This is a genomic window from Algoriphagus resistens, from assembly GCF_001442615.1.
Classification (GTDB): Bacteria; Bacteroidota; Bacteroidia; order Cytophagales; family Cyclobacteriaceae; genus Algoriphagus; species Algoriphagus resistens.
Genome location: NZ_LMXN01000006.1, coordinates 264,392 through 279,398, shown reverse-complemented (window position 1 = coordinate 279,398; position 15,007 = coordinate 264,392). Strand labels below are relative to the sequence as shown.

Annotated in this window: 9 protein-coding genes; 2 read left to right on the top strand and 7 right to left on the bottom strand. The window is 43.1% G+C overall.

Going from position 1 to position 15,007, the window contains the following annotated elements; all coding sequences use genetic code 11:
* Positions 1-12 precede the first annotated feature (12 nt).
* A complete protein-coding gene (locus AS141_RS13310) occupies positions 13-2,118 on the top strand; it encodes a plastocyanin/azurin family copper-binding protein (protein ID WP_082632291.1) in 2,106 nt (701 codons plus the stop codon).
* A gap of 363 nt (positions 2,119-2,481) precedes the next feature.
* Here AS141_RS13310 and AS141_RS13305 read toward each other — a convergent pair whose 3' ends face one another.
* The 4 genes from AS141_RS13305 to AS141_RS13290 all read right to left on the bottom strand — a co-directional run bounded on the left by AS141_RS13305 (position 2,482) and on the right by AS141_RS13290 (position 7,631).
* The gene (locus AS141_RS13305) at positions 2,482-4,767 is read right to left on the bottom strand and encodes a S9 family peptidase (protein ID WP_057938148.1); all 2,286 of its coding nucleotides are present in this window, start codon (positions 4,765-4,767) and stop codon (positions 2,482-2,484) included.
* Between the two features lie 101 nt (positions 4,768-4,868).
* The gene (locus AS141_RS13300; RefSeq protein WP_057938147.1) at positions 4,869-5,423 is read right to left on the bottom strand and encodes a DUF5655 domain-containing protein; all 555 of its coding nucleotides are present in this window, start codon (positions 5,421-5,423) and stop codon (positions 4,869-4,871) included.
* Positions 5,424-5,429: 6 nt separating this feature from the next.
* A complete protein-coding gene (locus tag AS141_RS13295) occupies positions 5,430-6,431 on the bottom strand; it encodes an endonuclease/exonuclease/phosphatase family protein (protein ID WP_057938146.1) in 1,002 nt (333 codons plus the stop codon).
* 78 nt (positions 6,432-6,509) lie between these two features.
* On the bottom strand, positions 6,510-7,631 hold the full coding sequence (locus AS141_RS13290) for an acyltransferase family protein (protein ID WP_057938145.1): 1,122 nt from the start codon (positions 7,629-7,631) through the stop codon (positions 6,510-6,512).
* A 119-nt stretch (positions 7,632-7,750) separates the two neighbouring features.
* On the opposite strand from AS141_RS13290, the gene AS141_RS13285 reads away from it, so the two are divergent.
* Positions 7,751-8,635, top strand: coding sequence for a PPK2 family polyphosphate kinase (locus AS141_RS13285; protein WP_057938144.1), 885 nt, complete (start codon positions 7,751-7,753; stop codon positions 8,633-8,635).
* 9 nt (positions 8,636-8,644) lie between these two features.
* On the opposite strand, the gene AS141_RS13280 is transcribed toward AS141_RS13285, so the two are convergent.
* From AS141_RS13280 to AS141_RS13270, 3 genes are read right to left on the bottom strand one after another with little or no spacing between them, the layout of a single operon-like run.
* A complete protein-coding gene (locus AS141_RS13280) occupies positions 8,645-10,774 on the bottom strand; it encodes a c-type cytochrome domain-containing protein (RefSeq protein ID WP_057938143.1) in 2,130 nt (709 codons plus the stop codon).
* Positions 10,775-10,781: 7 nt separating this feature from the next.
* A complete protein-coding gene (locus AS141_RS13275) occupies positions 10,782-12,236 on the bottom strand; it encodes a DUF1501 domain-containing protein (protein WP_057938142.1) in 1,455 nt (484 codons plus the stop codon).
* A gap of 1 nt (position 12,237) precedes the next feature.
* Entirely contained in the window at positions 12,238-14,550 is a 2,313-nt protein-coding gene (locus tag AS141_RS13270) for a PSD1 and planctomycete cytochrome C domain-containing protein (protein WP_057938141.1), read from the bottom strand.
* Between the last annotated feature and the right edge of the window lie 457 nt (positions 14,551-15,007).

Sequence of the window (15,007 nt, the reverse complement as noted above, 5' to 3'; positions counted from 1 at the left end):
ATAGGAAATAGCATGAAAAATCTTAAGAAACTCACTAGTATAAAAGGATTTGCTTTTGCCATGGCTTGCCTATTTATCGGCCAAGTTGAACTAAAAGCTCAGAATAAAGCACAGATGATGGTGCCGGAGACCGAAGATGATTTTTACAAGTTGATCTCTTTACCGGTTCCCGAAGATGTGATATTGGAAGTGGGAGGAATGGCAACTTTACCCGACGGTAGTTTGGCTATTTGCACCCGAAGAGGGGAAGTTTGGATAGTTTCCAGTCCGGGTATTTCAGGCAGTGAAAAGCCGGTTTATAAGAAATTTGCAACTGGATTACACGAGCCTCTGGGCTTAGCCTACAAAGATGGCGATATCTACGTGACGCAAAGAAGTGAACTGACCCGATTACGGGATACCGATGGTGATGGGCAAGCGGATGTCTATGAGAAAATCTACTCCTGGCCTCTTTCAGGAAATTATCATGAATATTCTTACGGACCTACTTTCCTTCCAAATGGAAATATGCTTGTAACACTTAACGTGGGCTGGAGCAATAGCCTGGGGCATGGTGTGAGTTTGGTGCCGTGGAGAGGATGGGCATTAGAAATTACTCCGGAAGGTGAAATGATCCCTTTTGCAGCCGGTATGCGTTCCCCGGCCGGTTATGGGATGAATGCTGAAGGGGACTTCTTTTATACGGAGAATCAGGGCGACTGGGTTGGCTCAGGAAGAATCTCCCACGTAGAGAAAGGTGATTTCCTGGGTAATGCAGAGAGCTTGGCTTGGTCAGATTTACCTGGGTCACCTGTGACCTTGCGAAAAGAAGATATTCCTAATACCGGTGAGCCTTTTTATGATGTGGCTAAACGGGTTCCCGGGCTGAAAGCCCCGGCTATTTGGTTACCGCATGGGATTTTAGGGATTTCTACCTCAGGGTTTTTGAATGATAATACAAAAGGTGGATTTGGTCCATTTGCCAATCAGGTTTTTGTAGGCGATCAAGGCCAAAGTAATATTGCGCGGGTAGATTTTGAAAAAATCGATGGTGTATATCAGGGGGTTGTTTTTCCTTTTAGAGAAGGGTTTTCTTCGGGGATTCTACGAATGGTTTGGGGAAATGACGCATCCATGTTTGTAGGGATGACGAGCCGTGGTTGGTCATCTACTGGAAAGGAATTATTTAGTTTACAGCGCTTGGTGTGGACAGGAAGGATGCCTTTCGAGATGAAAACGATCAAGTCAAAACCAGACGGTTTTGAGATCGAGTTTACCGAGCCTGTAGATAAAGAGTTGGCGGAAGATCCTTCAAACTATCAGGTGACTGGCTTTACCTATAAATATCAGGCAGCATATGGAAGCCCGGTGATAAATAATGAAACCTGTACGATCATTGGGGTAGTAGTATCCGAAGACGGAATGAAAGCCCGTTTAGTTGTGGAGAATTTGCGGTTAGGTTACATCCACGAGATCAAAGCAGAGGGTGTAAAGTCTACAGAAGGAAAACCACTACTCCATAACGTGGGGTACTATACGCTCAATAATTTTGGTGCCGGAGAATTAGTTGATGTAGCCCCGTTCAAGGCCCGCCACGAGCATGAAAAGATGATGAAAGCTGCCGCCGACAGTGCCGCCCATGCCCAGGCGGATGCAGAGACCAAAGCTCAAGCGGCTGCAGCCAAAAAGCAGTCAGATGCAGCTAAACCTGTTGCTCCAAAAATGGGAAAGCATGTCACTGCTATGCCGGCTAGCTGGGAGGGAAAAGCAGATATTACCATCAATATGGGAACTAAACCGGGATTGAAATTTGATCCTGCGCAGGTGCAGGTGAAGGCAGGAAGTAAGGTGAAGCTGGTTTTTCAGAATGTGGATGACATGCTGCACAACTTGGTCATAGTGATGCCGGGAACAGCCATAGAAGTAGGAGAGGCTGCCATGAAGCTGGGCCTGGAAGGCCAGCAGAAGGATTACATTCCAACTACTAATAAAGTGCTGTTCCACACCAAATTGCTACAGCCGAGTGAATCAAATACAATTTACTTCATAGCTCCAACCGAACCTGGAGAATATACTTATGTATGTACAGTTCCTGGGCATTTCTATACCATGCAGGGAATTTTGAAAGTGGTGAAGTAAAAGGGGACGGAAGTCGGAAGAACGATGTAGGAAGTGGCGTATATCCGGCTTTTGTCTAAATTGCATTCGTCTTTAATTTGAAAAGTAAAAATGCGCAGATCTCTGGATCTGCGCATTTTTTATGGTTGTAACCTCTTGATCCAATCAATTATCTGGCCTCACTATAAATGGTAATTTTCTAAATTATATTTTCCCTTTTCTATCGGTAAGAAACAAAAAATTGCCTAGGATATTTTTGCTCTGAAGCAGATTTCCCATAACCCGGGAGACTTGGATTTTCCTGCCTTCCGAACCTTTAGCCAGGAAACAACAAGGAAAACATGTTAACTAGTCTCCTGTTGGAATTATATTTATAGAATTTCTTCACTTCTGAATCTGATAGTGCCTCAATGGCTTTTCTCCCATAAGATGCTCAATAAAGTAGTCCCAGCGCTTTTTGGTGAAGTAGTCTCCATCAGTTCTGCCAAAGTTGTGGTTCCGGCTTGGCCAGATGAATAAATCAAAGTCTTTGCCTGCCCTGATCAAGGCTTCGGCGAACTTGAACGTAGCAGAGGGGTTCACATTTTCATCTATTCCTCCGTGTGCCAATAGCAAATGTCCTTTAAGATTTGCAGCATTTGTGACATTGGACTGCTCATGGTAGAAATCCCCGACTGGATACCCCATGTACATCTCCGGCCACCACGCTTTTTCCATTCTGTGATCATGGTCACCGGCAGAGGCTACACCTACTTTGTAAAAATCCGGATGTAGCAGCATCGCCCGGCCTGCATCATATCCACCGGCTGAGTGACCGAATATCCCGACTTTTTCTACATCCATAAATTTGTTTTTAGCAGCAAGTTCCTTGATGGCCAGCACATGGTCGGTAGTACCGTCTCCGAGATTTTTGTATGAAACGTCATTGAACTCCTTTCCTCTGTCTGAAGTCCCTAATCCATCAACTGTCACTACTACAAATCCCAATTCAGCCATCGGCTGCTGCAGGCCCACTAGTCCAGCCCGGAATGTTTTTGGTGTAATAGCTATGTGCGGGCCAGAATAGGTATAATCTATGATCGGATACTTCTTTTTTGGGTTGAAGTCTGTTGGGAGGTAATAGATTCCATAGATGGTAGTTTTCCCATCTTTTGCTGTTGCTGTGAATGGCTTGGGGCTTTGATAGCCTTTTTTGAGTAGGTTGGAAATGTCAGCTTTGGAAATCTCATGTACGATTTTTCCTGTTTTTAATTCCCTTACCACAGAGACTGTGGGCTGGTTCACGGTAGAGTAATTATCGACGAAATAATCACTTCCGCTGCTGTAACTGATTGAATGAAAAGCATTTTCTGGCGTCAGTAATTCCAGTCCTGTGCCATCAAAATTTACTTTGTAAACAAATGGATAGTAAGGGTTTGTATTTTCTTCCTTGCCAGAAGCTTCGAAATAGATAATGCTGTTTTTTTCATCAACGGAAAGCAGGTTTTTGACTACGTATTCCCCCGATGTGATTCGATTCACAAGTTTCCCGGTTTTCCAGTCCATCAAGCAGAGCTGATTCCATCCGGATTTCTCCGTGCCGAGGATGAACTGCCCATTATCAAGCCTTCTGAAAATTGTGTGGTTATTGACATGTGTCGGGGATGATTCGGTATAGACTTTACGGATTTCTTTGGAGTCGGCATTGAGCTCGATAAGATCAAAACTTTTGAATCCTCTTTGTAAATAGATCCCATAGAGGTTTTCACTTTCACTATCCCAGCTTAAGTTCATCCCGATGAAGTGCGGTAGCGAGAGTCCTGAAAACTTCGTCTCCTGCTGACTTTCCACATCAAATAAAACAGGCGTGTACATCACCACAGTGGTATCTCCGGGAGATGCCCTGTAATAGCCCATTAGTTGGGGACGGAATTTATCATCTTGACTATTGTCCAAAAGCAGCATTTTTTCTGCCAGGCGTAAGTCCACAATCTGGGTTTGGATTTTCTTGGAATCCGGTGACCAATTGATGCTTAAGTGCTCTGGCCGCTCGCCATTTTCACCAAGAACCATATCTGACCAGCCCCAGAATGAAGCATATTCATAATCTTTTTTTCCATCGTAGCTCAGCTGGATTTCTTCGCCTGTTTCCAGATTTTCTACGAAAAGATTAAAATTCTTTACATAGGCTTTCCAATTGCCATTAGGGGAAATAGACACAGATCTGTCCCTGGTATCTGATGAGGCTCTGGTTGACTCCAGATTTCCGTCTTTATAGGACCAGTAGTTGTTCAACCATTCAAAGGCCAGTGATCCGTCTTCTTTGAGTTGGATGCGATTGAAGGGAAGATTTTTGAAATCAATCGTTTTTCCGCTTTTTTCACCTAATAGCCCGGCGAGTTTTTCATGATCAAAAGCTTCTTTGGTCTGTCCTTTTTCTATATCAGTTAGGAAAAACCGCTTACCGTCTTTGGTGTAGCTCTGATGCCAAAAAACCTTTTTATCATCCAGCCAATTCGGGCTTACATCCAAATGATAGACCTCTTGCTGGATCCTGTCACTGAGAAAATATTCTGCTTTGTGGTAGGTGTCTTCGGTTATTTGCGAAAAGGAATTTTGACCGCTGAGAGATAAAAGGAGAAGGCAGACATACGTTCGAAGGAAAGATCTGAAAATCTGGATTTTAAGCATAGAACAGGAAGTGTAACTTTGAAAATCAAGATATCCCTAAAATGCCTTAGAAACACTTCACTAATTGACCAAAAGTGATCCTATTTTGTGAGTGGTATTAGCTATCCTGCGGCTTCATATGCGTCCTTGATATAATTGATCACTTCCGGAGAAATGTCATTTTCATCTTTCAGGTTAATCTTATGACTGCACATGCCATTGGTTTTTGTGTCGATTTCCAATACACCTTCAGCAGGATGGCCCTTTAGGTTAATTCCGATTTCGAATCTGGATTTGGTAGCGGGAATTAACATCGCAAATTGTTTTTTGCGTCTCACACTTACGTACGAATTCTTGGGTGCAAATTCCACGTCCTCGCCAAATGCCTTGATCTTGGAACGTAGCGTTTCGTAAATCTGCAAAAAATGCTCCTTGCCCTTATATTGCTTTTCAATCAGTTCATCTGGATTTGAACTGGATCCTGCATCAGATTTTAACGCTTTATGAACGATCAGATTGGCATAACCATGCGTAAAAGAATGTTCATTTTTCAGAAATTTGACGATTTCGCCATGCTTTTTGAAATTTTCTTTCTGAACGATCCCAATCCATAGGTCCAGGCTTTTACCTGTATCTTCGCCAAGATTGTCAATCATTGTTTGTTCGGTTTGATCCATGGTTTATCAGGGGTTAGTTATAGCTATTTCGCAAAGAATAGGAAAATGGTCCGACCCTTTTTTAAGTGAGTCGGCTACAGCTTGGATTTTGGTATCATCCTTTTCTAAATAGGGATTCCAAACAGCTCCTTGCACCACGTTTACTCCTTGGCTTGCAAGTATATGATCTATCAGGACATTAATTTGATCGCCTGTGATTCTATCTTTGTATTTGCTGGAATTGGGCGTGTAGCCGTAGCTGTTTAGTTTTGGTTTGGGCAAAACCGATTTCAACACAAACTCAGGTTTCCAGAGGTCACCCAACAGGATTTCCACAGCGCTTTTCGAGAATTTATTTTCGTAGAAATCCAGCTCAAACCCATCGTTGATATCTCCCATCACCATGACTTGCTGACCCTTTTCCAGGTATTCATCGCAACGCTCGCGGATTGACATGCATTCTGCAAATAACTTTAATCGGTCACGGGCAGATATTTGCTCAAATCTAGCATAGTCCACCATGTCGAAAATACCCTTTGACTTCGTATGGGCAATAATTACCCTGGTGATAAATGAATCATCAAGTCCCAAAATACTCAATTCAAGGGGTGGCCTATAGTGTCGGTATTGCTCTTTAATCAGGCGGTTTGTCGTGTCTTGAAGGAAGGGTTCGTCAAACCGCTTCCCGGTTTTGGTTTCCGGGGTAAAGAGTACATTGATTTTATCTGGATTGTAAATGGCGCATAATTCCTGCTGGCCGGCAGACGGAAACCCATGTACTCCTTTGTAGTTCGAACCTGGAATGAAGGTTTGAGTCCAGATTTCCATCTGCCCAGAGGCAGTTTTTGATCCGTCCGCCAAGGTGTTTGGACCTTCTACAATTCCTAGAAAGTCCGGATTCATCTCCTTTATCACCTCGGCGAGCTGCTGGCTTCTAGTGAGTTCTTTACCAGTGGTTTTGGGATTTCCTTCTGTATCAAAAAGATCACGCATCCACTCTACATTGTAAACTCCGATTCTTAGTTTCATAAAAATGTAACTTAAGGTTAAAAATCAGCCTTAAGTTACATTTTTATGGCTATATATCTGGTTAACAAATCATTGTATTTACACTTTGATGTATATTTTTCTTTTATCCATCCAGAGACCAATCAGCCAGATGACGAGCATATAGCTAAATGCAAATAAGAATGAGGCTGTTTTGGGTGCCAGCCAGCTGGTAAAGAAATTGGTATAAATAAAGCCTTTGAGCGTAGTCTCGCCCACTGGTATAAGTGATAATACAGTTACCAGCAAACCAGCTAACACATAAAGAATGAGCGGGTTTCTTCCGAAAACTTCGAAGAAATACGTCCATCCTTTCCAGTTTTTGATTTCAATTACTCCTACAAGTAGGGCGAGTAACAACAGATCAATACCGGTAGTAAGCAAAACATACGAACTCGTCCATATTTTTTTGTTTATGGGGAATAAGGTATCCCAGGCATAACTCACAATGATCAATACCAACCCAACTGCCACTAATTTTTTCACTGCACTCATATTATTGCCTACTTTCTGGATCATTTTTCCTGCCAGATAACCAGCTATTACATTGACGATGGCTGGTAAGGTGCTTAAAATCCCTTCAGGGTCAAATGGAATCCCTTCGCCTCCGTACATTCTTTCCGGTCCAATGAGCGCAAGATCAAGTTTGATAGCAGCATTTCCAGTGAGGCCGTAGGGGTCCCCGGCATCTCCAAAGAAATACATGATGGCCCAATAGCCTAAGAGTAACAGAGCGCTAACTATCCACCCTAATTTTATCCCGCCATAATAAAGAACAATAGAGGCGAAAAAGTAGCAAAGTGCGATTCGCTGTAATACCCCGAAGAGTCTTACTTCGGTAATGCTTGCCACATCATAGAATGGAAATGCACTTAGGAGCCAGCCGATCAGAAAGATCAAAACTGTTCTTTTTCCTACTTTTTTGAAAAACTCTCCTGCATTCATTTGCTGAAGTTTTTTCATAGAGAAACTCATGGCATTACCGACTACAAAAAGGAACGTGGGAAAAACAAGATCTGTAGGAGTGAAGCCATGCCATTTAGCATGTGCTAAAGGAGCAAACAAGTTACTCCAATCTCCGGCGGTATTGACTACAACCATAAATGCAACTGTCAAGCCACGCAATACGTCAAGGGCCAGGTATCTATTGCTTATACCTGGAGAAATAGAATTTTGAGTCATTTTTAAAGTTGGGGAAAGAGTAATAAAAGATTGGGTTTTTCTATTGGGTTAAGATAAAATATTATCTTGTTAGATACTTAAAAACATACTTTTTATCCACACAAAAAATCCCAAACCGCGTGAAAAATATTTCTATAGATGATTTCAAAGTGACCAATTCTATTTCTCTCAAAGCTATTCCTACAGCGATAGACCTGGAAGCTTCAGAAAAAAAGAAAGAGAAAGAATTGAATAAGTTGAGGGAGAAACTGAGTGAACATCAGGATATTATGTATGCGCACAATAAATATTCAGTGCTAATCTGTCTTCAGGGAATGGATACGGCAGGAAAGGATAGTTTGATCAGGGAGGTTTTCAAAGAATTTAACCCACGTGGGGTAGTGGTGCATAGCTTCAAAACGCCTTCTACACTTGAGCTTCAGCACGATTTCCTCTGGAGGCATATCATTGCACTTCCCCAGCGTGGAAAATATGGGGTATTCAATCGCACACACTATGAAAATGTTCTTGTCACACGGGTACATCCCTCCTATATTTTGGGTGAAAATATCCCTGGAATAAATTCAGAAGAGGATATCACAGAAGAATTTTGGGAAAAACGTTTTGAGCAGATCAATAACTTTGAGAAGCAAATCAGTGAAAACGGTACGGTGATTTTGAAGTTTTTTCTCCACCTGGGTAAAGAAGAGCAACGTCAGCGCTTGTTGAGACGATTGAATAAAGCGAAGCATAACTGGAAGTTTTCTCCCGGTGACCTTAAAGAACGTGAGCTGTGGGATGATTACCAGAAGTACTATGAAGAAGCTATCAACAAAACTTCCAAACCGCACGCACCTTGGTACATTATTCCTTCAGACAACAAGGAAGCAGCCCGTGTTTTGGTGGCCAAAGCAATTTTAGAAAAAATGCATCAGATCAAAGATATCCATGAACCGCAACTTGATGAGCATGTAAAACAGCACATTGAGAAGTATAAGGAGATACTCAGCAAGGAGGGGAGCTGAGTGTTCGTTTTACTCATTAAAGATCACTTCATCCACGAAGGCCCAACCTTTACTTCCTGCATTGGGATGCCATTTTGGTAAATGTGGCAAGGGTGTAAGTGTAACTTTCAGCTTCTCATAGCCAGTGCTTTCCAGCTCAAGGTTTAGCAATTCAGACCTGGCAGGCAATGGCTTTGCAGTTACTGTAGGTGTTTGGCTTGCAAGTACTTTCCATTTTCCATTCTCCAACCCCTGGATAACAACTTTAGCAGGAGGGAAAATATGTGCGGCTTCATTATAAAGGAGACTGAGAGATATTTCCTTTGGATTGGATTCTCCATCAAAGCTTACCTCCAGTTCCATTGGGGCATCCTGAAACCCGAGCCATTTTTGACCATGATTGGAAGCTTCAGCTTTTTGCAGATCAAAAAGTGTCGCTGCTCCAGAAGCCCTGTATTTCGAATTAGGCTCAGAGAGAAGAGAGAATCCAGATGGACTAATCCCCGAATGTATAAAAATTGCTTCGGTTGTTTTTGAACCTATCCAGTCTTTAGCATATGCTTTTGCAATTAATTTGCCAGTATTCTTCACGAAAATCGGCGCTGTAAAAACAGGGCTTGAGATGCTGTCCGGCTCTGTACCGTCTAAGGTATAGCGGATTTCAGCGGTCTTTATTGGGTGGGTAACTTTAAGCTCCAGGCTATCTTGGTAAATGGAAGTTTTCTGGGTGATGACCGGACTGTTCAGTTCGTAGATTATTCCTTTCCCGTCAAAACCAAATTCTATTTCAGTGGTAGGAAGCGCGTTGATAATACGCATCTGATCTTGTTGGCTTAATCCCGTTTGCCATAAATAAAGTTTTTTCAATGAATTCATTTTAGCGAGATTTTCTAAGGAGGCTTCATTGAGAGGGTTTCCCGATAGGGAAAGAATTTCAAGTTTGTCCAATCCAGAAATGACTTTTAACTGATCTGAATCCAAATCAGCAAAATTCAAATGGAGTTCTTCCAGATGAGCAAAATCCCGTAAGAAACTAAGGTCAATACCTGCCAATGGCATTTTATCCATACTAAAACGGACAATTTGATTTTTTATAGTTTGCAGGTCAGCTAGTGAATTTGGCTGGAAGGCTGAGATACCAAAGTAAGAGACATCCAAAGCGGGAGACTCCGGGAAAAGTGCCTGAACAGATCGAAATGACGTGTTTAATTTTGCAATAGCCTCTGCGTCGGCCGACTTAAAGGAATAGATTTTGTTCCCTTCAAACTTCACCGATGCCAATTGGTATAATTCATTTTTTGCAGGAAGAGTTACCAGTTTTTGATCAAAACTCGCTCCCGAGGCAACCCATTCATTTAGGATCAAAAGTTCCTCGTCCGTCAATTGGGCCTTGTTTTTTGGAGGCATATGTTTCTTGTCATCCTCAGGAAGATTGATTCGCTGGGTGAGGAGTGACTTCTCGAAATCCCCGGCAACGACAAAGGGCCCCGATTTCCCTCCTTTCTGCAAGCCTTCGAGGTAATCCATTCTCAGTTCCCCCTTTATTTTCCCTTCCTTATGACAGCTGATGCATTTGGCCTGCAAAATAGGTTGGACCACGTCGTCAAAAATCTCGGCTTCGGCTAATGGGATTATTTCCATGTTATCTGATTGAATAGGAGCCAGGAGGAAATCTTCTCCATGCGTCAAGCCAGCTCCCCAATGCCCAGTGGCTATAATAGCCAGTGCTAGTGCCACACTGCATAAACGAATGAAATTTGGGTTAAGGGACCTAAAAAAATAAAGGAGAATACAGCCTGCGAAAACCACTAAACCTCCCCATTTATGCCAGGTCAGAATTTCACCGGCATACTCTTCCTGAGCAAGAATCAGCCCTGCCAGGACGGTTATTCCTGCAAAATTGCAACCTGCCAGAAAACTGATTTCTCCTATTTCTCTGATCTCAGATTTTTTGTCAATCCCTGGAATCCAGAAGAACAGCAAACCCATCAAGAGCAATACGATAGGAAAGTGCAAAAGTATGGGATGGCTTCTGCCTATTACTTGCAACCAATCTGGCAAGACCAGGGAATCTCCTGCAAGTGTGATAATGAGTGTAAGACCTACCCAGAAAAACAGTGTGCTTTCCAGAAAGGATCTAATCGAGGAAATCTTAAGCATAGGGATGTTAAGCAATTAAATCTTTAACTACTTTACCAGAGACATCTGTTAAGCGATATCTCCTGCCCAAGTGCTTGTAGGTCATCCGTTCATGGTCAATTCCCATCAGGTGCAGGACTGTGGCTTGAAAATCGTGCACATGTACAGGGTTTTCGGTGATGTTATATCCAAATTCATCAGTCTCACCGTATACCATTCCCGACTTTACTCCGCCACCTGCCATCCAGATTGAGAATGCACGTGGATGATGATCCCGCCCATAGTTGTCCACTAAGATTTTCCCTTGACAGTAATTTGTTCTTCCAAATTCTCCTCCCCAGATGACCAAAGTCTCGTCCAGCAAGCCTCGTTGCTTCAGGTCCGTAATCAATGCTGCCGAGGCCTGATCCACATCTTCTGCCTGAAGCCGCATTTCATTTGGTAAGTTGCCATGTTGATCCCAGCCTTGATGGTAAAGTTGGACAAAGCGAACACCACTTTCTGAGAGTTTTCTTGCCAATAGGCAGTTGGCAGCATAGGTACCTGGAACCAGACAATCTGGCCCATATAGTTTGATGATACTCTCAGGCTCTTTGGAAACATCGGTCATCTCCGGTACAGCGGTTTGCATGCGATAGGCCATTTCATATTGTTTTACTTTGGCGGTGATCTCCGGATCGTTGAACTGCTTCATGCTCAACTCATTCATCGCAGCAATCTGATCTATCATCTTGCGTCTTTCCGGGCGGCTCATAGATTCTGGATCTTTTAGATATAGAACGGGATCTTCTGAATTAGAAAACTGAACACCTTGATGAGTGGCATCCAGGAAACCGTTGCTCCATAGTTTCGAGTAAACTCCCTGCCCATTTCCACGTCCCCGGCTCAGTAAAACCGAAAATGCCGGAAGATTACTGTTTTCACTTCCCAATCCATAGCTGAGCCAGGAGCCCATGCTGGGACGGTTTCCTACCTGGGCCCCTGTCTGGAAGAAAGTCAGCGCAGGGTCATGGTTGATGGCATCGGTATGCATGGATTTGACAATACAGATATCATCTACGATTCCAGCTGTATGTGGAAACACCTCAGATATCCAGGCTCTTGATTCTCCATACTGATCAAATTTGTAATTGGAACCTACCAGAGGAAATGAAGATTGGCCAGCGGTCATTCCTGTCAGTCTCTGTGTGCCCCGGATAGATTCAGGAAGTTCTTCTCCCATTCGTTTGTTCAGAAGGGGTTTATAATCAAATGATTCCAACTGACTAGGAGCTCCATTCTGAAAAAGATAAATGACTCTTTTTGCCTTGGGGGCAAAATGTGGAAGTGCATTCATCATGGCTTCCTCCGCTTCTGATTTTCCAGAAAATAAATCAGGCACCAAAAGTGATCCCAGTGCTAGACTGCCCACACCAAGGCTAAGCCTGGAGAGAAATTTCCTGCGATTGTGATTCAGTCCTTCTTCTAAAATTTCCTTTTCCATATCAGCTTTTGGTAATGGTTTCTTCCAGATTATAAATACTCACGATTACTTGCATGAGCGCTGCAGTTTCCGGATTGATGTTTTTTTCTTCCAGTGGAAATTCACCCACACGTAAGGTAGGGAGAACCTGAGCCGGATTTTTGCTAAATCTTTCTAATTGATCTTCGTAATAGGAGAGTAGGATAGACTTTTCTTCATCGCTCATAGCTCTGCATACAATACGCTTAAAGGAAGTAGCGATTGCTTTCTCTTCATCCTTGTTTTCATCCCACATTTTGCTGGCCAAAACACGTGAAGCTTCCAAGATCATGGGATCGTTCATCATCACCAATGCCTGAAGTGGGGTATTGGTACGGCTTCTCCCTATTTCACAGCGATCCCGGTTGCTGGAATCGAAAATGATAGCCTTGGGAGGAGGGACTGTTAGTTTAATGAAATTGTATAGTCCCCGCCGGTAAAGCTTGTCACCTTTATCCTGAATATAGGTTGCCAATACCCCCCTTCCTGAAGTAGCCGCCTCCCAGAGTCCTTCTGGCATGTAGGGTTTTACACTCGGCCCACCAAGCTTTCTAACGAGCAGCCCACTGCTGGCTAAGACCAGATCCTGGATGTTTTCTGCAGGAAGGCGCAGTCGGGGAGCCCTTGCCAAATACAAGTTGTCCGGATCGGTCTTAAGGTGTTTGTCAGAAATTACAGCCGACTGCTTATAGGTGGCAGAGCTTAGAATCTGCTTCATCAACCGCTTGATATCCCAGCCGTTCTCCATAAAGTCTACAGCCAGCCAATCCAACAGTTCAGGATGAGTAGGAAGATCGCCCTGCATCCCAAAATCACCCGCGGATTTGACTATACCCTGACCGAAAATCTCTTGCCACATCAGATTTACAAATACTCTTGCCGTCAGTGGGTTTTCCCGCGCTGTAATCCATTTTGCAAGGCCTAGTCGGTTCTTTTCCAGTCGCTGCGGAAATTCCATTATAGAAGCAGGCGTGGATGGCTCTACTTCCACTGTGGGAGCATCGTAAACACCCCGATCCAGGATATAGGTCGGCCGCTGCTCCTCCAGTTCCCCCATCACTGAGATACTCAATTTGGAGGTGTCTGAATAGTTGATAAAACTCATAATGCCGGACAGATCCTCTTGATCTACCCATAGGATGGGGGCTTTGGCCGGTTTGGATTGGGACACATCTCCCTGATATCCCTTTTCTGGGGTATTGTTGAAAAAGGCGAACATTTCATAATACTCTTTCTGGGAGAACGGGTCATACTTATGGTCATGGCATTGAGCACATTCCATGGTGATTCCCAAAAGTCCTTTGCTCACTGTATTTGTCTTATCAAGGACGTATTCGATTCTATACTCTTCATCGATTACCCCACCTTCTTCCGTGTATTTGTGATTTCTGTTGAAAGCGGTTGCCAAAATCTGTTCTTTATTGGCATCTGGCAAAAGATCTCCCGCAAGCTGCCAGGTCACAAATTGGTCGTACCGCATATTTTCATTGAAAGCATGGATTACCCAATCGCGGTACGGCCACTGAGTACGGATATTATCATCCTGGTAACCATAGCTGTCAGAGTAGCGGGAAATGTCCATCCAGAGAATCGCCATTTTCTCCCCAAAACCGGGATCATCCAATAGGCCGTCAAGTAAATCCCCGTAAGAAAACGCGCCTGAAAAATCCCCGAACTTATCCAAAACCTCAGGACTAGGTGGTAATCCGGTAAGATCTAAGCTTGCGCGCTTGATCAATTCATGTGCCTTGGCTTCCGGGTTGGGAGAGAGCCCTTTCTCCTGCATTTTTTTGAGTGTAAACCGGTCAATTTCATTGATCGTCCAATCCGTTTGCTCAGGTAATTTCGGTTTTTCTGCTTTTACAAAAGCCCAGTGGGGTTCATATTTAGCACCTTGCTCAATCCATTTTTTGATCAGTTGGATTTCTGATTCAGATAAGGCAAGGTTGGATTCGGGAGGAGGCATAAGCTCTCCCGGATCTTCCGAGGTTATTCTATGGTAAACGGTAGATTCTTCTATGCTTCCTGGCTTGATCACAAATTTGCTCGAATCTTCTTTCAGAGCAGCATATGCGCCGGTTTCAGTATCCAGGCGCAAGTCGGATTCACGTTTGTTGGCATCCGGGCCATGGCACGCAAAGCATTTGTCTGATAGGATAGGGCGGATATGAAAGTTATAGCTCACCTGCTCGATATCCGAAAGCTGGATTTCACCACTTTGCTTCGGGTTGCAACTGAAAATTGCCAAGCCCAGGCAAAAGTACGCAAGGAATCTTTTAAGAGGTAAATGGATCATTTTGGGTTACACGGTCATTTAAATCACTTATAAACTAGTGATAATTTGATCAAAAGCTATCCTGAAAGCAACAATTTTATTTATTTTTCTTTATAAAAGGAGTAAAACTTATCTTAAAAAATATAATAACAGAATATTCTTTTATAAACTTTATAAATAACAGATGTTGTCTGTATCAAACTAATGATGCTTACGTAATTCTTTTTGTAGCTTTATAAGGCAGGATAAATGGTTAGTAATTACTCCTACTATTCTACCCATGCAATGAAAAAGTTGGTTCCGTCCTTGGGGTTCTTTTGTATGTTTCTCATGTGCAAAGCATTTTAAAATCCAAACAAGTTGAGGCCTGAATACACTATAACCTCCCAGAACTGACAGATAAGATGGGATATAGAAAATATAAAGGCTTCGTGCCTGGCTTTCTACTAGGAAAGCTTTATAAGGGAGCGCGGCAAAA

What these genes read in the sequence shown, in the direction of transcription:
- AS141_RS13300 (WP_057938147.1), bottom strand. Translation starts at nt 5,423, where the DNA reads ATGGATCAAACCGAACAAACAATGATTGACAATCTTGGCGAAGATACA.
- AS141_RS13305 (WP_057938148.1), bottom strand. Translation starts at nt 4,767, where the DNA reads ATGCTTAAAATCCAGATTTTCAGATCTTTCCTTCGAACGTATGTCTGC.
- AS141_RS13280 (WP_057938143.1), bottom strand. Translation starts at nt 10,774, where the DNA reads ATGCTTAAGATTTCCTCGATTAGATCCTTTCTGGAAAGCACACTGTTT.
- AS141_RS13295 (WP_057938146.1), bottom strand. Translation starts at nt 6,431, where the DNA reads ATGAAACTAAGAATCGGAGTTTACAATGTAGAGTGGATGCGTGATCTT.
- AS141_RS13270 (WP_057938141.1), bottom strand. Translation starts at nt 14,550, where the DNA reads ATGATCCATTTACCTCTTAAAAGATTCCTTGCGTACTTTTGCCTGGGC.
- AS141_RS13275 (WP_057938142.1), bottom strand. Translation starts at nt 12,236, where the DNA reads ATGGAAAAGGAAATTTTAGAAGAAGGACTGAATCACAATCGCAGGAAA.
- AS141_RS13310 (WP_082632291.1), top strand. Translation starts at nt 13, where the DNA reads ATGAAAAATCTTAAGAAACTCACTAGTATAAAAGGATTTGCTTTTGCC.
- AS141_RS13290 (WP_057938145.1), bottom strand. Translation starts at nt 7,631, where the DNA reads ATGACTCAAAATTCTATTTCTCCAGGTATAAGCAATAGATACCTGGCC.